Source organism: Bradyrhizobium sp. UFLA05-89, assembly GCF_059803475.1.
Window position 1 is genome coordinate 18,559 of sequence record NZ_JBANBA010000090.1, and the last position, 22,186, is coordinate 40,744.

The following is a 22,186-nucleotide window of genomic DNA, read 5'->3' on the forward strand; positions in this document are numbered from 1 at the left end:
AGATGTTCACAGCACAGCACTCGCGGCGGATCTGCGGCGGCTTTCCAGTTCTCCCAATCTTGTGCGGAGATATCATCAGACAAGATAGTCAGGCCGGTTGGCGACACAGAAAGGGGCCGTTGTGCCTCTTACAGGAGCTAAATGACGTGACGCAGAACAGAGGCGCGCTTGGAATCCTGCAGTTACAGAATACTCCACGGAGCACGGAAGGATCGTTCAGTGACCCCAAGACTTTCCCCTTTCCAACGATTTGCCGCCCGGTACCGGGCGCTTTGACCAAGGATGTTGTATTTGGCAGGGAGGATGGCAAACTCGAATCTGCATACATAAACACGGCCATTGAGTTAGTACGGGACGGCGCAGTCGCGATTACGAGTAATTGCGGATTTGCAATCAGATATCAGAAAGCAATAACGCAGGCCCTGTCAGTGCCAGTTTCGATGTCATCGTTGCTACTTTTGCCGTATCTCACTGCGACGTTTAAGGGACGGGTGGGCATATTGACGTTCGACTCAAGGCCGCTAACGTCCGATCTGCTAGAACTCGCTGGCTTGCAGGCGGGTGGCCGCATTGCAGTTGCTGGCATTGAGAATTCCGAAACATGGAGAATAATGTCCGGGTATGGGGCTAGGTGTACGGTTTCGCAGCTGACCAAAGATGTGCTGGCCGCTATCGCACTCATGCGTGCCCGCAATAATGACGTCGAAGCCATCCTATTTGAATGCGCAGGATTTCCTATCGCAGCCCAGCATGTACGCGAACAGACCCGACTGCCAGTGTATGATGCCGTGATTAATGCGAAACTACTGATGAGCGGATACGGCAGTGCTGCTCAAAACCCGAATTAAATCCTCTTCCGAGCGCGGCATCGAGGTACAAGAATGGAAGACGGAAGGTAGGTTCCAGTGCGATCAGGCTCAATGCGAATGAAAGTCGCAGGCGCTCCGAAGATGCGACGGCAATGTTCGGAACAAGGTCCCGAATTGCTGCTCCGGTAACGTACGAAAACATTGGTTCTTACACAGGGCGTTTTGATCTGAATCCAACGTCTCCAGCTTTTGGCGAGCACGATGCCGCTGACATCTGACGGGCGGCTGTCGTCTGACTCGGGAAGCAGATCTACGACAGAATTCTGGGTAGTAAGAGTCGTTCTCAGGCCACGCTTTAAGGGGGAGCGCGATAGGCCTGGGGAAGAGTTGATCGAATCCGGGTTTGGATGCCCGTTGCAGTTCCTCGTCAATATGTCGGTTACATAAGCGAGCGGCGACGTCATTGATCTTTGAAGGTTTCGGCTAGGACGCGATAACTGCCCATTGTTCGGCACCGCTGTCGGATCCGGCAAGCAACGCGTTCTTACGACTGCTTGATGCTACGGATTGATCGTTCCACCGTGTTTGGCGGGTTCGGCGCGGCCCATCCATGAAGCGTCTCACCCTGCCAGCGCCGGCGCTCTTCAGCGGTGCGGCCAAGCATCTCCTTCTCGATAGGCTAATGGCGGCAATGTGCTTCAGCGCCTCACTTGGGATGAGTGCTGGGTCGCCGTCGCGAGTTCGTAGGAGTTGCCGCATGTGTACAGAAGAATGATGGATAGACGCTGTAGCCATCGACCTGCAGGACGCCCTTGAAGCCGGCAAGATGGGTAAACCGGCGCTCGGCCTTGCGGTAGCGTGCGCAGACGTAGGCGATGCCGGGCTGGCCGAGACCGCCCCAGGGCCTGTCGTCGCGGCATAAGCCAGAGCTGGCTGGTTTTGGTGCGGCCCCGGCCGGGATGGAGCATCGGCACCTCGAGTCGTCCGCGAACAGCTTTGATCTCGATCGGAGGGTCGCAAGAAGGCTTCATGAAACGGGCGCAAACGGAAGGCGGATGCCCAATCCAGTCTGCCAGCGTCGATCGGTCGAGATGGATGCCTTGGCGGGCATAGATCTGGGCCGTACATCTGGCTTGTCAAGCACGATCCTATCAACATAGCCAGCCAGTATGAGCCCCGCCACTGTGGCGCGAATGATCTGTCCATAGCAGCAGCAGGCCAGATGCTGACCGCTTGGCGACCGTCAGTTCTTGGAGGTTAGGATAAATTCGGGACGTGCGCGTTAGCCCGAAAGGCGAACCTCGAACAGCGGCGAAAACTCGTGCGGATTCTCAACTTCCTTCGCGAGTTCCGGTTCCTCTCACGGCTCAGGGAAGAACTCGCGTCGCCCACCAATTTGCGCCATTGAATGTTGCCCAGGAGCGCTCTGCACGAAATCGCGCTGGTGCGTGGAACATCGGTTTCCTGCAGAGTGCAGGAAGCTTACCAGAGGAGGTAGTAGATTGATGCATGTTTAGGGCGGTACCACTAGGACCAACTGCCATATCCTTGGCGCAGCCTAAACTAAAGAGATGAAGTGCAGGAATGACGAGCGCAACGAATTACTTGCAAGTATCGCGCTTTCTTCGAATGTATGATGATGCGGCCAGCCAGAAAGGCATCAAACTTTCGATAGGGTTCGATTTTCATAAATATGCGTCGATCACCGGGGCCACTCCAACCAAGGAGCCCACATCTCGAACCTTCCAACCGCCAATTAAATCGGGAGATGGATTCTGGATGATGGGCGTCGACAAGAATGATGACGTTGCTGTGTTACAGGCTGTTCGGCTCTACAATCTTACGCACATCAGCTTCGCAGAACATCTTGAGAAGATGTTTTGCGATGCTCCTGCGCTCCACGCGCAGTCTCAGGAAAGGTGGACTTGCACAGCACCGAGCGCGAAGAAGATGACCGGAACCGTAGCCTACCACGGGGATGCTTGGGTACGCACAGATTATAGAGGTCACGGCGTGCCCAAGATTATGGCAGGAGTGGCATTTGGCGTGTCTTTTGCAATGTGGAATCCCGAGTTCGTGTGTGCACTTGTGGCCCCCTGGCTGCTCGATAAGGGAGTCGTTGCACAGTATGGATATGCACATCATGAGGCCGGTGGGCTACGGCTGGTTGAACGGAGCATTTTGAACGAGTACTTGCTGATTTGGCTAACTGGTGAGGAGTTGAAGAGCCGTGTTGATGGCACGACAAAGGCAAGCTGATGTCAGCCGCCCGAAGCTTGCTCAACCGTCGCATGCGCAGTGTTTGCAGATACTCCCAGAAGTGACCCAAAAGTTCTCGCGCTATTTGACCCAAATCGCCTGCCTCGATGGCTATCTGGCCCGCGCGACCGATCCGCTCACGGGTAGTCCGTCATGTGGCTCGGGCTACCTTCGCCTGGACGCCATGATCGGACCAGATTCTATGGTCTTTGAAATCTTCATAGGACGGTAGCGCTGCAATACTGCCTCGGCAGGTCCCAACGCTTAAGACGATGCTCGACGAGCGTAGACGCAAACACATTGTTAGCAGACATTCGAACGCCGGTTGGCGGCTCGGCAACTGCGCCGTGGGGTGGAGGAGTACAGCCGATGAGGCTTGCCGCAAGGGCGGCATCGAGCCGCTCGAGCAGCTCGGCTGTCCGACAACAGCGGACGATCGGCGTGCGCGCGGGCTCCGCGGGGGATGGTCTCTCAACGTCAAGACTGCCATGCCTCGGCTTGACGAGAACAGTGCTTAGCACACACACACAGCCGGCGATGCGAAAACTAGAAAGAATAGCAATTGTACTCGAATCGGTGGCGCATCCTCATTGCCTGTATCGCGACGCATCTGCGACGGCCCGCCGCAAACACTGCGCAGCGAAGCAACTAGACGACCGATTCCGTGAACTTGGCAGTGATGGAACGGGACGTTTGTTTGTGGATTCCTCGTTTGCGATTGACTGAACGAGGAGTTTTCATCATGGCGGGATGGCGGCAAGCGGTCGAGTTGGCGATGACCGATGAGGAGATTGAAACGTTGACGGCACTTTCGCGGTCGAGGACAGAACCGGCGCGCCGGGTGTCGCGGGCCGCGATGCTGCTTGCCTACCGCGAGAACCCGTCGTTCTTTGCGGTGGGGCAAAGACTTGGCGCCCATCATCAAACGGTCCAGCGCTGCGTCGAGCGGGCGGTGGCTGAGGGTGCATTGGCGGCGCTCGACGAGCGCCCGCGACCGGGCAAGGAGCCGGTGATCACGCCGGAGGCCAAGGCGTGGCTGGTATCTCTGGCGTGCGACAAGGCCAAAGACCATGGCTATCCGCATGAGTTGTGGACGACACGGCTGTTGGCGCGCCATGCGCGCGAACAAGGGCCGGCGGCAGGGCATGCGTGTTTGGCTAACTTGGTCCAGGGAACGGTGTGCAAGATCCTCGGCCAAGAGGAAATCAGGCCGCACAAGGTGAGGTACTACCTTGAAAAGCGCGACGCCGAGTTCGAACAGAAGATGGCGGAGGTCCTGTGCGTCTATCGGGAAGTCCAAGTCCTGAAGAAAGCCTCTGCCAAGTCGAAGAAGTCGGACAGGCCGGTCGCGATCGTCTCCTACGACGAGAAGCCGGGGATCCAGGCCATCGCGACGACGGCGCCGGATCTGCCGCCAGTGCCGGGCGTGCATGCGACCTTTGCGCGCGATCATGAGTACAAACGTCACGGCACGCTCAGCCTGTTGGCGGGGATTGACCTGCTCACCGGGAGGGTCCATGCGCTCGTTAAAGATCGCCACCGCAGCCGAGAGTTCGTCGAATTCCTCAAGCTTCTCGATGCCGCCTATCCAGCCAGGACCGCGATCAAGTTGATCCTCGACAATCATTCCGCACACATCTCGAGAGAAACCAGAGCCTGGCTCGACACGCGACCGGCAGGCCGCTTCCAGTTTACCTTCACGCCCAAGCACGGCTCCTGGCTCAACCTCGTCGAGGGCTTCTTCTCCAAGTTCGCCCGCTCCGTCCTGCGTCACATCCGCGTGGCCTCAAAGCACGAACTCAAAGAGCGCATCATGGCCGGAATCGACGACGTCAATCGCCATCCCGTCGTCCATACCTGGTCCTACAAACTCGCCGAGGCCGCCTGATATGATTCAAACCAAGAAAACGCTAGCCTAGGGCAATTACTGACTGATTTTGTGCAAGAAAGTTTAGCCGTTCGCGTGCCCGCGTTGGGACGGCGCGTCGCGCCAGATGTGAGCCTATAATCGCCCAATAGCGTAGCTCGTGCTCTTCCTGAAGTGTTACTGGTGGCATTCTGAACCAGCGCCAGGAGGCGATCGCACGAGCGAACATAACGCTGATCGCTCGCTGTCGGAGCGAACAACTGCACTGGGCGGAGTTGCGCGCGCAGGCGCTCTCGGGCAGCGAGTCGCAGAGCGTTTTGCTAGTAGGAATTGGTCGATTGTGCCGGAATTAGGTTATCGTGATTAGCTCTAGGGTTACCCCACGTCCTTGAGGTTCGGAATAGTCGGCTAAATGCGTGTGAAAGATGTCGCTCTTGTTCGGTTTCCGACATGAGGACCCTATCGAGGCGCAACCAAGATGAAGGAGCTGTATCATTTTGGCGGCCTTGAAATTCTGTGTTCTCACCGAGCGGATCTATTCGTTCTCCTTGGTTCGCTCGGTAGAGCTATTTGGCATCATTTGGCTCATCGCCGCGCCCAAGCTCTTCGGGGGGCTGCTATCTGGGACGAGTGTTCTGCCGGGCCCCACAGTGCAACGGCGAATCGCTCGGCCACTCTAACGCGCCTAAGCCGGTGCTTCCAGAGTGTTGGAGCGCTACCTGGCATGGTCATTGCTGAGGAGTAGAAACATCACTGAGGCCGAAATGCATACCGGCGCGCCAGGCAGGCGCGTATCCGAGCAAGGAAACTCTGCCAGCGAACGGAGATCAGAGAATGAACTTAAGATCGTTACAGAACTTCCGATTGAGCTACGGAAGACGGTGCGGGAAAATGGTCAGAACAATCCAAAAACGGAGCGGTGTTCACTCACATCCTGCTTGGGCTGCTTAGACCAGCCTTATCCGAAGCTAGGTGCCATGGCTTCGCCCCGGAGCGCTCAAAGCAGCCAAAGTCGCCGACACTCGCGGCGCCTTTAATGTTTTGCACCAGAATTCAAGGATCCAGCATATGGAGAAAGATACCCACAAAAACGTTTGCCAACTGGTCCAACAAGGCGACTACTATGAGGTAGCCCCCTCGACTGCTACGAACGTGACCGACGGATTTACGATGGTTGCGGTTGGCGATCTTCTGGTAAGACGGCCGTTGACCAAAGGCCAAGCGCTCACGTTCGACGCTATCGTCAAAATTCTACGGGATGCTGATGTTACATTTGGCAACTTGGAAACGAACATCTTCGACATTCGATGCTTCAAGGGCAGTCCGCAGGCTGAGCACGGAGGCGGGTATATCTGCAGCGTTCCGGAGCTCGCACCCGATTTGAAGGTGATGGGATTTAACGTTGTAGGTCGCGCAAACAACCATGCGCTTGACTGGGGAGTTGAAGGCATGCGGGAGACGAGCCGACTGCTCGATCAGTCCGGAATCGTCTATGCGGGCGTCGGTGAGAATTTAGCGCAGGCCGGTGCGGCTCGCTTTCTAGAGACCGCACGTGGTCGCGTGGCATTGGTGTCATTTGCGTCAACCTTCACGCCATTGTCTCCGGCGGCCGATCCTGCCGGCGAGGCACCAGGCAGACCAGGACTCAATCCACTCCGTTTGTCGAAAACCATCGTGGTCTCGCCGGAGATGTTGGGAAGCTTGAAGCGGATACGCAATGCGCTGCCCGATCCCTTCCTTGGCCGGGAGGATCAGAACCGGGTCGTGCTCGCCGGAGCGACATACAAGATAGGCAATAGGGTTGGCTACAGTTACGAAGCCGAGTCGCGCGATGTCACGGACATCCTACGAAATGTTCGCCAAGGCAAGCAGCTTGCCGGCTTCTTGATCGTCACTAATCACTGTCACGAGCCGGGTAACTGGAGCCAAGAGCCGCCGGATTACGCCCAATCGTTTGCTCATAAGCTGATTGACGCGGGGGCCGACGCCTATGTCGTGCATGGGCACCACCAGCTGCAAGGAATCGAAATCTACAAGGGCCGCCCAATCTTTTACGGCCTGGGAAATTTTATCTTTGACAACCTTCAGATAGCCGAGGGGGCTGACCTGTTCGCTGCTTACGATAAGGAGCCGCGGGTCGACACGGTTCCCGAGTTGGTAGCCGCCGCTATGAGGGAATTTCCGGATTCGGCCTTCTATGAGAGCGTTGTAAGTATCAGTCGATTTGAGCAGAACGAGCTTTCGGAATTGCGGCTCTATCCGATAGATCTCGGGTTTTCGAAGAGATTAGCCGATCGGGGCGTGCCGTGTCTCGCACCCGCTCCGCAAGCAATTGCTATTCTCAAGCATCTACAGAAGCTCTCTAAGCCATTTGGGACCGAAATTACCATGGAGAACGGGATTGGCGTCGTTAAAATGGGCACCGCGAGCAACAGTGTGCCGCGATGATGCTCCAGTACAAATTCGGTTTAAAAGACAGAGCGATATTCGCTCGGCGAATTGCCAAGCAGACGGTATTCGGCGACTCTCGTTGGTGTTGAGTGTCGACATGTTGATGTTTTGTAGCAGTTTCGGCGCCGCGTGGAGCTGGCCGCTCGTTATGGTGGTACCGCACCGAGAACACTGCCCACGAGATCGCTCGCTCTTTCGGCGAACGTGTCTTTCAAGTACGCGTCATTGACGAGGGCGACGCTCTAGGCGCTGACTGAGCTTTGTGCAGCTAGCCGACGTTTCTCAGCAATGCTGGTAGCAAGCGTTTTTTTTTGAAAACGCGGCTCCTAACATATTGGAAGGAGAAGAGCCGCTTTGGCGCCCCGGGCGGATCGTGCCTTTGCCGAGGGCAGCGCCTCATCGACCCAGGCTCCGGCGGCAGGTGTTCGATGGTGGTAACCAGCTTTCCCCTCACAGCGCAAGGATCATCTTCTTATCCTCCACCGACCGCCCTCGGGCTCGCATCGCCTTGCTGGCGTTCGCACGTTCACCATCGGCTCGCGCTGCCCGCGCTCACCCCAACCGGCTCGCCCGCCTCCCAGGGCGATACGTCCGCCTTTATCGCGGTCAGATCCAGAGAAAGAGCCGTCGACATGCTTGTCGGCCCGCAGCTGGCAAACAGTTGAATCCGCAGGCTGATGCAAGCGCAAGCCGCGTGCTCTTTCAAGGATACGACCTCATAGAAGCCGGATTGAACGAATGTGCGTTGTGAGCGCGAGTAATAACCGGCGATGACTCTACCGGGGGGCGCTGGCGCCGCCACGCAGGCGAGTCATTCATCGGATGCGAGGGCCCAATTGAGTGCGCCAAGGGCGCGACCCAGCGAGTGATTTGCTGCGCTGGTGAACTTAGCCGAACGATTGGCCCAGTTTCGATGAGGAGTGCGGCCACGACGACTTCCGACGTTGTCGACGCGAGGGTCCCGGTCATGCGTATCGCAACAAAACGATCGCGCGCGCAGGCGGGCGGTACCACATCATGCGCCGCATGGTGCCGCCACAATGCGGGCAGACTGGGGGCGTCCATTTAATGAGGGAATCGTCACGAATTTCTTGATCAGTCGGAGTGTTGCGGCTGCAGAGAGCTTTTCTATCGTTGCATCCGCCATTGGCGAGGAAATGAGATGGGATGCAAACGGAACCCATCCGGCAGGGTGTGTAGGAAAAACCGACGAATGAACTCATCCGTATTATTTCATCACTTTGGGTTTACAGTTCTGCCGATTCCACGAAAAGCTTACCTGACGTCGGCAAGCGAGATCATCCTGCTGTTGGCAATGCCGGCACGGTGCGTATAGCAGCCGAGCTAAGCCCACACCTGTTCGGGCTGACAGTTTGCCATAGACGACCAATTGGTCATTCGAGGTTGAGCCAGGCGCTCGGCGAATGCTGTGGGGCCCGCGACATCGACGAAATCGACGAGGGCAGTGCGGTACGGCTTTTGAGACTAGCGAGTACTTCCATGGAACGCACCACCTCGTTGGGATCGGACGATCTCGTTGACCCTCAGTACGACCGCCAGTTTGCTCGGTTTACGCGCATACGCGATGCGCTCCGGGACAGCGTCATGATTTGAGCGTCATACGTGAAAGAACCGCGGGGCGCAGACGATCTGATTGATCGACGGCCAGCCCTCCCCGTGTTGGTAGCTATCCTCCCCCTTAGTTATCGGTAGTTTGTATAACAGATTATATTCGCTCGCGAAGTGAGGTACCGGATGGCAAAGCATGAAGAATCGAGTCTAGTGCCGGATAGGAGGCATGCAATGATGGCTTGAGTGGAGCAGGTCCAATAGGTGTGGGAGGCGATGGTTGCGCCTAAGTTGATTTACGCGAGCCCTTCGAGTTCCCGAATTCAGCACTAGGCAGCCTGAAAAAATTCGTTTCAAAGAAAGTTCGTCAACTAGAAAGCGACGACGAGAGATCGATAAACGATGACGGGCGCTGCCAGCGCGATATCCGCTGTTATTTTCCCCGCCAAGGACTGCTCGCTATACGACGAGAACCCTTGGACCAGACAGTAAATGGCGGCGTCACGCACGAACAACCATCTCTTCGATTGCAATTAAAGTCAGAGGCTATGCCGTTTACAAAGAGGGCGCCAGTGGTGACTAAAGTCAAGGAAAGAGTCCATGATCGGCGCTCAGAGGGCATGCACGATGGTCGACAAAGTCTTTGATCGCGACGGCGCGCTTTATGTCAAAACTGTGCCACCAAAAGGCCGTGGCGTATTCGCAAATATTCCCTTCAAGGTTGGAGATGTGATCGACCGCGCTCCGACGTGGGGATTTGATGATGCTGCAGCCAGGCTGCTAAATCGCACAGGACTCTTCGAGTATTACTTCGTACGCCCCGATCGGCAACTCGAGGGGGGCGCTCCAATAGGCTACGTTGTTTTCGGTTTAATTTCGGTAGTGAACCACTCTTTCGCTCCAAATGCGCAAATCATATGGACTGATGAGGAGTCCGGCGCTTGGGCGAGCATAGTGGCAATTAAGGACATAAAGGTCGATGAGGAAATAACGCATCGCTATTCGAATATTTCGGCTTATCCGCGCACGATCGAGTTCATCGATTAGACTGGCAAATCGTTGACTTAGCCGATCTGAATCGCGTTCGCTCAGCGAATGTCTAGAGTTGTCGCAGCTGCGTAATACGCCAGAAAAAATGCAGTTTGCCGGCGCAACAGTACAGAGCGTCCGGGTCGCAGCTCGCAAAGAAAACGAAACTAGGTGGTTCATCTCATCGTAGGTCGACTACTACGGCGACTAGAATGTCTGACGCCAGTCGGTCGAGCTGCGCAGAGTTCCTCGAAACGGTTACTCATACCAGTGAGCAAGTCTTGCGCAGGCGTGACGGCCCCTTTCCGTGTAAGGCTTTGCCGGTAAAAGATGACGCCACGATCGGTGGCAAGCCGGTTGTTTGTTGCAGATAATCCGCGGCTTATCGATGTTGTCACAGGCCGTCATGACTGCTCCTGAACGGGCTTCTTGCTCGGGCTACGAGAAGATCAATATCATGGAGGTGTGACCTCGATACTGACAAGCTTGCGTGGAAACGAGGATGTCGTGGGCGGATCTGTTCAAATTGATGGCATAGGATCTGCATCTTGGAAATCCCAAATCGATTCAACGTGACGCCATCCCGCTTTAGATTTCTGCTGATCGCGGGATCGTCGTTGCGTGCTGCACGATCTCGCGAGTCGCTCACGAACGTGCCTATCGACGGCCGTCGCTCATCATCCGGCAAACGTTGAGCCGCTAGCCACACCCGGCCGCGTGCGTTGAAAAGTTTGGCATGTGAGCACGTCGGGATCAGGTGCGCGTGCAGGATAGAATGCACCTCATTCTTGAGCCCGCGTGCGATGCCGAACGACATGGTAGCGCCGCGCGCACCGGCCTGCGCTTGCCGGCTGTCTTCGCATTCCAGATCTCCGGCCGGTAGCCCGCCTCCTGCAGACCGGCGAGCGGTCTGCTATCGATCTTGTCATTCTTTAAGAGAGCTTAGCAATCGCCTTAACTTGGCGCGGATTGGCGATGATTATCATGCGCCATGCGCCAGAACTCGCGACATCGCCGAGCAACGCATCATCACTGGCCAGCTAGGGCAATCTTCCAGCGCAGTTCACGTCATCAAACGCGGTCCGATTGTCGGAGCCTGCAGTCCTCCCAAAATACCATCTTCCCGAAACTTCGTATGAACCAACGCCTACGCATTCGCAATCGTGCGAGATGAACATGACGGGATCTGACCGGTAGCAAGCCTTAAATCGAGCTCCCAGCTCGTCGTGTATCGGCCTGCCTGCACTTCCTGCTCCCAGTGCCTCCGATGGTCGCACCACACGCGACGATGTAGAACATCGCAATGCAACGTTGGAATACAGAAATGTCATATTGGTTGCCAATGCAGTCGAAGCGTTGTATCGCCTGCCCCGCAAGATCATCAAGACTCGCGGGAGTTGCCAACCGACGAGGCGGAGCTGTTGTATCTTGCACTCTTAATCGGGCGTCTTGGGCGCTTGATCTCAGCCATTGTCGCTTCCTCTCTCTGCTGTGACAAGACCTTTGCATCAACGCCACGCAGCGTCGCCGACCACGAGAGTCCCGGTGCGCCGTGCACTCTTGCGCGCTCATCGACGGCCTGATTTCGCTGCAGCAAGGCAGCGTGGACGCCATCGCGGCGCATCTTTCCATCGGTGTGACGGAGCCACATCACAGGCACTCCGGCATGGTCCAATCGCACCACAAGGCGCGTGGCCACAGCCAAGATAACGTGCGTTCCGTCGTCGTGGATCTGCACCAGGTCTCATCCGCTCACCGCGGAGCTCCGTGTTCAAACCTCGCGTTCGTCACCTCAATCGATCTCCCAAATCCGGCCCTGCGGCCTCAGGCGTGGGCCCTGAGCAGCCTGCGCGCCTTGGCCGCAGTGCGCGCGCTGACGTCCGCCTTGGCGGCGTCCGGATCGCCGCAGTAGAACGTGCCATCGACCCACATCGCGTGCATGATCACCGCAAGCTTGCGCGCCACCGCGACGGTCGCCTTGCGGTGCGAGGCGCGCTTGGCGAGCGCCAGACCCCGGCTCCTGACCTTGTCTCTCTTCTTGTAGCGGGTCAGAAGCGCGCTCGCCGCCTCGTACAGCGCGCGGCGTACATCGGCTCGCCGGCCTTGCTGATCCGGCCCTGGATGTCGATCGAGGCGCCGGACTGCCAGCGCCGCGAGGTCAGGCCAAAATACGCCGCGACATCCCGCGAGCGCCTGAATCGGGAAGGATCGTCGATCGCGGTCATAAAACTCAGCGCCGCGATCGGACCGACGCCGGGAATCTGCATGAACCGCCGGCACAGTTCGTGGCCGGCGACCAGCTTCACTCGTGCAGCCGGCAGTACTGCTTCCACAGCGCGCCGCGCGCATTCAGCATGGCGTCGATCAGCTCGCTGACCAGCGCATCACCCGCCACCGCCTCGCGCACGGCTTGCGCAAAACCGCCGCGCCCGCCCCGGTTCAAGCGGATGCCAAAGGCCTTCAGCGAGTGCCGGATCGCGTTCTCCAGATCCAAAAACTTGCGCTTCAAATTGCGCCGGTGGGCGAGCAACAGCCGCAGCCGGTAGCAAGCCTCGCTCTTGATATGAGCCTTGCGGAACCAGCCGGTGCGCATGAGGTGGGCGATGCCGAGCGCGTCCGTTTTGTCGGTCTTGTTGCGCTGAGCCTTCAGCGCCGCACGGACGTGCAGGGTCTCGAGACACACCGCCGGCAAGCCAAGTTTGAGCAGCTCCGGACGCAGCCACGGCGACAGCGACCCGACCTCGTGGCCGAGCCGCCGCAGCCGGGACAGATACGGTTTCAGCGCCATTTTGATCGCCTCCGGATCGGTCACGGCCGTCGTCTGAAGCGCCACCGCGCCCTTGTCGTCGACCACGCAAATGGCGGTTTCGTCCATGCCGACGTCCAGGCCACAGAAGTAGTCCATCGCTCGCCTCCCGAGTTGCTGAGGCGACGCAGTGTGCGGGATATTCAGCCGGCGAGCCACTTGATCGCTGGCCGCAATTTCCGGCGCAGACCGATTACGGGCGGCACTCGGGAACGCCGACGTACATGGACTGCCGTAATGGCCTGTTCGCCATCCATTTCGGTGGGCGGTTCCCAGAACGCTGCGCTGATGATCACAACGGACATCACGGCGCGGACCGAAACCTTGTCGTCAAGCTCGGCGCCTTCGGCGCGCCGCTGCGCCTTCAATATTCGGCAACTAGCAGGAGTTCCATTTTAACGAAATTCAATTATCAGAAGTTATAGATTCCTCTGGGGGAAGGCTCGCAAAGATGCGCCTTGCGTGCTTGACACCGACGACCCGCTATCGTCCGATGGGCTCCTTGCCTCCTCGCGTAGGCTCTCCAGGAGCTTTTGTAGAAAGCGCCGACGGCACTTGCTCAACGTCATCCCGACCAACCAAACTTCGCTGCTACCTTTTCGTTTTGGTCGCCTGCCGCACAGGCCAGATCGATCCTAAACCAGATGCCAACGCTTGGGTCGTCTCGCGGCGACCCCGCTAACGTCTTCTCAGCCGGCAATCACTTACGATCAGGAGTGCGAGGCTGGTTGCCGAGCTTTGTATGCTCCATCGCTGTCGCACGCAAAAACAAGGACAACGATAAAATCCTGACGCGAATGTTATATCCGAAGTTGTGACTCACACTAGCTGAAAGTCGCAATGCGGCGAGTCTTGCGTTGCCTAACGAACCTCCTCCTAATTTCTGGTAGGTGCCCACGGTCGTCAGGCGCCTCGCTTTCGCGGCGCAGACCTGCAATAGAAACGCGGCGCTCCTTCCTCTGGTCCTCTTCTCCAATTTCAACATGGCGGCTTCCGAGCCGAAATCTGATGGAGTTAAAATAATGTCGATCAGTAAAGGAACGCAGGCTTTCCCGCGAACGGAGTACCTGCGCAGGATTGCGGCGATCAAATCGCACATGGTACAGCGGGACCTCGATGCGCTAGTCGTTACAGACGGCTCAAACATCACTTATCTTACCGGGTACACGGCGAAGTCGCCCAACGACCCGAAAGGGCTAGTAGTTTCGGTCCACGATGAGGAACCGACGTTCATCTTGCGTAAGATGGATGTGCCGGCCGCTCTACATCAGACGTTTATCGAGCGCGACAAGGTGATCGCTTATCCGGAAGCGCTCGTTGGCAGCCCCCACATGGATGGCTACGATGCGACGATCGATTTTCTTTTCGAGGTTGGTCTCGCAAACCGCGGCGTGGGGCTCGAACTTGGTGCTCTATCGGCGCGTTCGGCGGAGAAGTTCAACGCGCGGCTGCCGCACGCGAGGATTGTAGATTGCACCGGCGCAGTAACCAAGATCCGGATGGTTAAGTCAGATCTCGAGATATTCGTCATGAAGGAGGCGGCAGCTATCACGGATGCGGGAATTATGCGTGCCGCAGAAGTGATACGCCCAGGGGGGCGGGAAGCTGATGCGATCTCCGAGATCTTAGCTACGTTGGTGCGGGGCGCAAACGGCAAGTCCGGAACGATGGTCGAAGTCCCTTATTTGTGCTCCTCCCCGCGTACGGGAACAAGCCACATCACGTGGACCGAGGATGTCTTTCGTCGAGGTTCACAGATTAACCTTGAAATCTCCGGTGTCCGCTATGGCTATACTGCCCCGATCAGCCGAACCTTCTCAATTGGTCGACCCTCCGAGCGTCTATGTCGCGTACATGAGGCTGGGGTCGAAGGCCTGGAGACTGCACTGGGCATGGTTCGGGCGGGATGCACCTGCAGCGACATTGCCCACGCAATCCATCGTACGATTGAAAGGCTGGGCATTAAGAAAGAATCCCGCTGTGGCTACCCTGTTGGCATTGATTGGGTGGAGCGGACCGCGAGTATTAGGGAAGATGACATGACAGTGCTGATGCCGAATATGACATTCCATCTACACTTAGGTAACTGGATGATTGATGAGGAATTTGGCTACGTTGTCAGCGAGACTTTTCGTGTGACCGACTCCGGCGTAGAGGTGTTGACGAGGGCGCCGCGGAAGCTCTTCGAGCTCGGCTAGAAGCAAATCCTGGGCGGCGCGAGCGATTGGTCCTCATGACGCGGCCCATCACGATAATTAAAGGTGAAGCTATGCAAACCAATCCGTTGCGTGTCTCACGGTCTCTTCAAGTATATGATGACGTCGCGGCTGAAAAAGGAATCAAATTTTTGATAGGATTTGATTTTCTCGAATACGTAGGGATCGCGCAGGCCACTCCAACTAAGGGGCTGACAAATCCGAATTTTCGACCGGATCGCTCGCAAATTGGAGCAGGCGAGGGGTATTGGATCATGGGCCTCGATAGCAATAACGATGTCGTGGGATTAGAGGCGGCTCGATTATATCGGCTTCCGCACAGCAACTTTGCAGAACATCTTGAATCCCTGAAGGCATTTTATACCAACCCAAGCAGACATGCTCATCCTCAAGACCGGTGTACTTGTACAGCACCAAGCGCAAAGAAAATCACTGGAGAGGTAGCCTATCACGGAGACCTTTGGGTCCGCAGAGACTTTAGAGGACAGGGCATCCGGAAGATCATAACACGAATTACGCACGGCCTTTCTTTTGTGATGTGGTCTCCCGACTACTTATGTGCGCTTGTAGCGCGCTGGACCCTGGAAAAAGGCGTCGACGATATGCTGCATCATGAAGCGGGCGGGGCTGCATTGCTGCTGGTGGAAGACGATGTAGTGGAGGAAAATTGGCTTTCTTGGCTGACTGGCGAGGAGTTGAGGAGCCGGTTTGGTCCCCACGATAGGCCCGAATTGCTTGTAGCTCCGCCATATTCGTTGCCAGGATTGGGCGGTACTTAGTTGGTGTGCTGCCGCGCAATGTGCGATAGGTACCGACCCATTGCCAATCCTCCCATGAGAATGGGAGGATTGGGCGACGCTTGGTAATCAGTTTCCCAAATGGGATGGGGCAGCTCACACGCCGAGCAAGCGTCAATGACCATAGTTTTTGCGGCTTTTGCTACAAATCAGTCGCTCCGTTCCGCTACAAATAAACTCGGTCATTACGCGACAGGCGGATGCTGTCCGCGATGGTTTCCGCGAAGCTGAGCTTCGCGCGTGAATGTGCTCCCCCAACGAGTGATAGTCGATCTTCGAGCCGTGCTCTGCAAAGAAGCCGGAGCTACATGAAATTTTGATTTCTGATCGCTTGTGAGGTCAGACCGCGTGTTGCCCGGCCAAACGCTGCCGGTCCGATCGGCCCGGATAGCCGCCGCAAACTGCTTGGATACCTGATTGCCCTCAATCGCGTCCCAGACACGCTTGCACGGATCTAGAGGGGATGGCTGCAATGTTTGGCCTCCTTCCAGCCAGAATGGTTGACCACAGCCGTGCCGATTTGGGCATCTTGAGTTCTGTGAGGTCGCGGGAAGCGCAAGCTGCGTGCCTCTTGAGCGGCGGCCTCATAGAAGCGGGATACACCGAAGCCGCAATATTGTGAGCGCTATCATATAATGCAGCCGGTGCGGCCGCCGAAAAGCTCCAGCCCTTGTCGCCCCGCCTCAGCAAGAAATTCATCGGATATGAGCGCGTCTTGATCCGACCAAAGGCGTGCGCCGGCAACGGCCGAATGGTTTTGCATTCTGTGAGTGACCGGCAACAAAATCAAGTCCGAGAGCGGGACGAAGGTGGCGCACGACGAGCGGGATCCGTGGCGTGCTCCCGCGAGTCATCTCTTAAAGTTTTTGCTGGCGTCAGTGCTCAACAGAGGATTTGGTCTTCGCGGGGCATCGAAGGCAATTGCGTGTTGGACTTCTACAGAGAAAGGAATGCAACAGGCGCCAGAAATGGGATGGCGATTCCGATCGGGCGGCGCTGCTAACGATGCGCGCTCTTGCGCTATCTGATTTGGTAGCTGCCGGAGCGAGCCAGCGAGTGGTTTAGTGCTGTTCGAAGCTGGAAGTCGACTGATGCCGAAAAATTTGCGCGAAACCCTGCGTCCAACACGATCTCCAAGCTCCAATACGTCTCAGCGGTTGGTTGCGTGTTCGTCACAAACGAGGATGGAGAGGTGATACAGAGGTGGATCGCCCTTTTGGTAAGTGTCGAAGTAGACGCTTTCGGAAGTCCCTTTACCTGATCAACGAGAGAAACCGCTGGGCTGGTCTCGAGAGCTCCAAATCCATTACGTCCGAGGCCAGCCGCTCGATAACCGCGCGGTCGTAGTCGATTTCGTGCGGCACACATACCGTGATCTTCCAAATCATGAGCTGATCGCTGCGCGATGGCGCCGCATAGGTCATTTGTCGGTTCACGAATGCGATTGATCGCCACGGTAGAATTGAAGAAATCCGTATGTCCCGTGCCCGCCTGCTCGCCCTTTTTAAAGCTAATCTGGCCCTGATGCTCAGTCAGCGAGAGCTCTCTGTGCCGTCGTTGGCCGAGAGCTTGGTTGATATGGTTAATCTTACTGCAATGGTCTATCGACCAGCAAGGCTTGTGGCTTACGTTCAGTGCTCTTGCGCTGACCTGAGCGCCGCGTTGAACTTGTCCTCTTTCTTCCCCGTTCGATCTCGTTCGTGGTGCGTTGCGCGTTTCGAGAAGCTCGCCTCCACTGGCCTTGTTCAATCTTCGATTGTAAGTCCGGCAGCTACGCCCGGCAGTCCGTGTGAACATGTGAAGACGGATGGATACAATAGCTGGTCGACGGCAATTCCCTGCCACACCGTCCGATGGGGGATGCGGCAGATAGGGCACGTTCGGCCTGGCTTTCGAACGTTCTCCCGGCGCTGCCTGACGGTTTCGTGCGGCAAGAACGCTGCAGGCATAAGCCCGCGGAGCTTTGCGCCAACATCAAGGTCATGTTGGTGCTTGAACTTAGGGGGCCGAAGCATCATCGATGCCGCTGATGCGTGACCGTGGATGAACGTGTTCTGGGCTCGCCGCACTGCGCGATTTAGCGGGTATTCGCGCTGCGATAGACCTGCATCTGATGGGGAATACTTCTGGAGCATGTTTATGGAGGAAAACGTGGGGTTTATGGAAGAAAAGTCGGAGACTTCGACGGGGGTTTTATCGCATCTGCGGGTCGTCGAGATCGGTAGCTCGGCCGCAGGGAGCTATTGCGCTCGGCTATTTGCCGATTTCGGAGCCGATGTTCAGAAGGTCGAGCCGCCAGCCGGCGATCCGCTTCGAGGCAGCGCACCGCTAACTCCCGGTGGTCACAGCGCGTGGTTCGCATTTCTGAACTTCAACAAATCGAGCATTATCATTGATGCCAACGATCCTGTTGCAATCATACGGCTGACCCGGTTGATTGAGAATTGCGATATTCTGGTTGATGGCCGAGATCTTGATTCGGCGGATCGCTCATCGATTGATGTTGCCGCGATTCGCAAGCGGCGCCCGAACTTGATCTATCTCGAAGCGAGTTGGTTCGGTCAGGAGGGCCCCTATGCAAGATTCGTCGCTACGGATTCGACGATCCGCGCCCTCGCTGGACTTGTCAAGTTAGTTGGACCGGCCGAGGGCCCGCCGTTACTCGCACCGGATTTTCAGACGGGTATCCTAGCAGGCCTTTGGGGGTTCGTCGCCGTCGCTTCTTCAGAGCTTGCGCGAAAACAGGGCGGAGGAGGGCGGTCATGGTCGCTCAGTACATTTGAAGCGAGTCTCGTTTTGAGCGAGTATCTAATCTGTGAAGCGTTTGCACGCGGCGATGTTATGAACAGGATTGGCATTAACCGCTTCTGGCCCAGCTTTCCGATCGGCATCTACGAAACCAAACGCGGATGGCTCGGGGTCACTTTACAAACGCCAGCTCAGTGGATCGCATTTTGCGACATGCTCGGTCTTTCCAGATTGTCTGATGATCCGGCGCTGCTCCTCGGCGAAGATCGCCTGCAACACATGGAAGAGATCGACTCCTATTTTACGTCCCGGTTGATAACTCAGACAGCGGAAGAATGGTTTGCGGAAGGGCTGAAGCGCAAAATCCCGATTGTGCCGCTGCCCGAGATGGCCGATCTGCTCCGGGACCCTGAGAAGAGGGCGCGTGGCGCGATCGTGCCTATCCTGTTCGGCGGGGAAGAAGGATTGACCGTTGGCTCAGTACAACGGTTGACGCTGACACCTCCGCGCCGGGGCGGCAGGGTTCCAGCTCCCGGCGAGCAGCAGTCTTTCGCGAAGACCGAAACACAGTCGACCATCATTGGGCCGCGGTCTCCGGGCATTATCAAGGTCGATCGGCAGCCGCTGCATGGGATTCGCGTAGTAGACTTTACTATGGGATGGGCGGGCCCCCTGTGCACCCGTACACTGGCTGATCTAGGTGCAGACGTTATCAAGGTAGAGGCCATCCAATATCCGGATTGGTTTCGCGGCGTAGATCGAAGGCGTGCGTATGTCGACGGCCGAATGTACGAAAAGAGGGCGCGCTTCTCCATCTTAAATCGCAACAAGCGTGGTATCACACTCGATCTGAAGCGGCCGCAAGGTCTCGTTCTTGCCAAACGCCTTTTGACAAGAGCCGATGTTGTGATCGACAACTATTCAGTCGATGTCCTGCCTAAGCTCGGTCTTAGTTACGAGGTGCTCAGTACGCTAAATCCCAGGCTAGTGATGATGGCCATGTCAGCCTTCGGCACGAATAGCGTTCATCGCGATTGCCGTGCCTATGGCTCGACTCTAGAGCAAGCATCGGGGTTGCCCGGGGTGATCGGAAATTGCGACGGACCGCCAGTGATGTGTCACACGGCCTTTGGAGATCCTGTTGGCGGGTTGAACGGATGCGTCGCAGTTTTGATCGCATTGATTCACGCTCTAAACACTGGGCGGGGACAGTTCATCGACCTGGCGCAGATCGAATGCATGATGCCATTCGCAGCACCATGGATGACCGTTCACTCGATCACTGGTGCCCCGCCACCAAAGTACGGGAATCGACACCCCCAATTCGTGCCACACGGCTGCTTCAGATGCGCGGGTGAAGACAATTGGATTGTTGTAACCGCTGCCAATGCGAGCATGTGGCAGAGACTGGCGCTGCTCATTGGCCGGCCTGACTGGGCCATTGATGCATCGCTAAAATCTGAGAAAGCTCGCCGTTGCATCGAGGATGTCATCGAGATAGCCATCGCAGCCTGGACCCAATCCAGGGATGCGGACGAGGCCATGTCCGAGTTGCAGGCGGCTGGAATTGCTGCCGGAGTGGCCCGTCTACCAATTGAACTTCTCAAGGACCGACATCTTCAGTCGCGCCGATTTCTGCAAAAGGCCGAACGCGCCTTCGTAGGTTTGCATCCGCAGCCTTCGATGCCGATTCGCGAAGAAGAAGGGCCATATACGATCCGAGCGGCGGCCCCGACACTGGGAGAACACAACAGAGAGATCCTATCAGGGCTTCTCGCCCTTTCCGACGCCGAGATCGCCGAACTTGAAAGAGAGCGTATTATTGGCACCTCGATGCTTTCTGAAGAAGATACCGCACAATGAAGCAATGTGCCGTCGGACTACAGCTCCTAGGTACGGCCCGGATGACAAAGATTCAGTTTCGGCAGGCCACCGACTGCCGAAACTGGTCGCTGCAAGGCTCGGTCACAATCTTTGCCACGGACGGCACAGCTACTTCATTGATGCAAGTAATTCACGCATGCCGGACTCCAACACTACTATTGCTAGCAGGTTCATGGCTTCCAATCTTCAGGTATGCGAGAGAACTACTGGGGAACGTCGAGTTGCTGTCCACGTCGGCAATCTGAGCTGCCCGGCTTGAAACTCATTTGCGAAGGAGACCACCATGGGTGGTGTGATTGGCGTATCACGTAATTTACAGGCGCTGGAAGCGCTAGAATCAAACGTGCGCTTATACTCACGTTCGTTCCCGAGCTTTTTCAGTCGAGCGCGCGGCTCTATCTTGTTAGCAGAGGGTGGTCGAAAGGTCATTGATTTCCTCTCTGGTGCCGGAGCGCTGAATTACGGCCACAACAACCCCCAAATCAAAGCCGCCATTACGGAGTATCTAGCGTCGGATGATATCGTCCACGGACTTGATATGGCCACACCTGCAAAGCTCGAATTTATGGAGACTTTCAGCTCTGCTATACTTCAGGAGCGGGATTTGAAGTACCGGTTCCAGTTTACGGGACCAACAGGAGCTAATGCTATTGAGGCCGCTTTAAAGCTTTCACGCAAATTTACAGGTCGTCAAAATATTGTTTCATTCACGCATGGGTACCATGGCCTGAGTCTAGGTGCGGTTGCTGCGACTAGCAATCGGTTCCATCGCATGGTTAGCGGATCTTCGTTGTCAGGCGTAACTTTCATGCCCTACGACGGCTATTTTGGGTTAGGTGTTGATACCGCTGACTACTTGCGAAAATTACTGCTGGATAAGAGCAGCGGCATTGATTCTCCAGCCGCTATTCTCGTCGAATCTGTACAGGGAGAAGGAGGTATAAACGTAGCCCGCAAGGAATGGCTGCAATCGATTCAGGCCGTGGCAAAAGAGGCTTGCGCCCTTTTCATAGTTGACGATATTCAGATGGGCTGTGGCCGTACGGGCGATTTTTTCAGCTTCGAGTTCGCAGGGCTGTCACCAGATATGGTCGTCATGTCGAAGTCGCTCAGTGGATACGGTCTGCCATTATCGCTGTTGTTGATCAAGGATGGCTTAGACGTGTGGCAGCCTGGAGAACACACTAGCACTTTTCGGGGAAACAACCTCGCGCTTGTGTCTGCAACCGCAGCTATAAATCTCTATTGGCGTAGTCGGGCCTTTTCGCAAGGCGTTCAACGCATGGGAGAACTCATGCGGTGCCGAGTCGAGGCCATTTCACTTAAGCATGGAAACAGTTTTGCTGTTCGAGGGCGAGGAATGGCACTGGGATTTGATTGTAAAACGGCTAAAATTGCGGAGGCTACCGCCCGCAAGGCATTTGAAAAGGGGTTAATGGTCGAACGATGCGGACCCGATGATGAGGTCCTAAAGCTGTTTCCTGCACTTACGATCGATCCTGAAACTCTAAGTCAGGGCCTTGAGATATTTGACGAATCCTTGGCCGAGACGCTAAATCAGATTAGCGTGGGATGATCTGACCTGCGGCCATTCGTGCAGACAATCCGAGCACCTCCATGTGGAGCCTCCAGCACGCAATCAAATATTCGCTTTCCAAGCTCCATCATTTCATCGTGAGCGTCACGGGAAGCTCACCGTGCCGGGCCTTGACTCGCGCGGAATGCTCTGGATAGCGCGGTCGGGATGATTG

General features: G+C 56.4%; 12 protein-coding genes and 1 pseudogene. 9 read left to right on the top strand and 4 right to left on the bottom strand.

The window, feature by feature from the left end; all coding sequences use genetic code 11:
* Positions 1-146: 146 nt before the first annotated feature.
* Positions 147-848, top strand: coding sequence for an aspartate/glutamate racemase family protein (locus SO139_RS33655; protein ID WP_498541316.1), 702 nt, complete (start codon positions 147-149; stop codon positions 846-848).
* A gap of 667 nt (positions 849-1,515) precedes the next feature.
* Here SO139_RS33655 and SO139_RS33660 read toward each other — a convergent pair.
* Entirely contained in the window at positions 1,516-1,803 is a 288-nt protein-coding gene (locus SO139_RS33660; RefSeq protein ID WP_498541327.1) for an IS66 family transposase, read from the bottom strand.
* 590 nt (positions 1,804-2,393) lie between these two features.
* Here SO139_RS33660 and SO139_RS33665 point away from each other — a divergent pair.
* The 4 genes from SO139_RS33665 (at position 2,394) to SO139_RS33680 (ending at position 10,002) form a co-directional block, all read left to right on the top strand.
* Positions 2,394-3,068 carry a hypothetical protein gene (locus SO139_RS33665; RefSeq protein ID WP_498541317.1) on the top strand — a complete coding sequence of 225 codons (675 nt, stop codon included), beginning with the start codon at positions 2,394-2,396 and terminating at the stop codon, positions 3,066-3,068.
* Positions 3,069-3,810: 742 nt separating this feature from the next.
* Positions 3,811-4,956 carry an IS630 family transposase gene (locus SO139_RS33670; protein WP_498541318.1) on the top strand — a complete coding sequence of 382 codons (1,146 nt, stop codon included), beginning with the start codon at positions 3,811-3,813 and terminating at the stop codon, positions 4,954-4,956.
* 1,047 nt (positions 4,957-6,003) lie between these two features.
* Positions 6,004-7,383 (top strand): CapA family protein, encoded by a 1,380-nt coding sequence (locus SO139_RS33675; protein ID WP_498541319.1) that lies wholly within the window; start codon positions 6,004-6,006, stop codon positions 7,381-7,383.
* Positions 7,384-9,555: 2,172 nt separating this feature from the next.
* On the top strand, positions 9,556-10,002 hold the full coding sequence (locus tag SO139_RS33680) for an SET domain-containing protein-lysine N-methyltransferase (RefSeq protein WP_498541320.1): 447 nt from the start codon (positions 9,556-9,558) through the stop codon (positions 10,000-10,002).
* 1,806 nt (positions 10,003-11,808) lie between these two features.
* Here the strand turns inward: SO139_RS33680 and SO139_RS33685 are convergent.
* Together SO139_RS33685 and SO139_RS33690 are read right to left on the bottom strand one after the other, a co-directional pair.
* A pseudogene (locus SO139_RS33685) lies at positions 11,809-12,889 on the bottom strand (IS110 family RNA-guided transposase).
* Between the two features lie 44 nt (positions 12,890-12,933).
* Complete coding sequence (locus tag SO139_RS33690; protein WP_498541321.1) at positions 12,934-13,158, bottom strand: hypothetical protein; 225 nt, start codon at positions 13,156-13,158, stop codon at positions 12,934-12,936.
* 654 nt (positions 13,159-13,812) lie between these two features.
* Here SO139_RS33690 and SO139_RS33695 point away from each other — a divergent pair.
* Together SO139_RS33695 and SO139_RS33700 are read left to right on the top strand one after the other, a co-directional pair.
* Positions 13,813-14,988, top strand: a complete 1,176-nt coding sequence (locus SO139_RS33695; protein WP_498541322.1) for a M24 family metallopeptidase — start codon at positions 13,813-13,815, stop codon at positions 14,986-14,988.
* A 35-nt stretch (positions 14,989-15,023) separates the two neighbouring features.
* Positions 15,024-15,785 (top strand): hypothetical protein, encoded by a 762-nt coding sequence (locus SO139_RS33700; RefSeq protein WP_498541323.1) that lies wholly within the window; start codon positions 15,024-15,026, stop codon positions 15,783-15,785.
* 1,271 nt (positions 15,786-17,056) lie between these two features.
* On the opposite strand, the gene SO139_RS33705 is transcribed toward SO139_RS33700, so the two are convergent.
* A complete protein-coding gene (locus SO139_RS33705) occupies positions 17,057-17,227 on the bottom strand; it encodes a hypothetical protein (protein ID WP_498541324.1) in 171 nt (56 codons plus the stop codon).
* A gap of 715 nt (positions 17,228-17,942) precedes the next feature.
* Here SO139_RS33705 and SO139_RS33710 point away from each other — a divergent pair.
* Together SO139_RS33710 and ectB are read left to right on the top strand one after the other, a co-directional pair.
* A complete protein-coding gene (locus tag SO139_RS33710) occupies positions 17,943-20,414 on the top strand; it encodes a CaiB/BaiF CoA transferase family protein (RefSeq protein ID WP_498541325.1) in 2,472 nt (823 codons plus the stop codon).
* A 304-nt stretch (positions 20,415-20,718) separates the two neighbouring features.
* Complete coding sequence (gene ectB, locus SO139_RS33715) at positions 20,719-22,011, top strand: diaminobutyrate--2-oxoglutarate transaminase (protein ID WP_498541326.1); 1,293 nt, start codon at positions 20,719-20,721, stop codon at positions 22,009-22,011.
* Positions 22,012-22,186 lie beyond the last annotated feature (175 nt).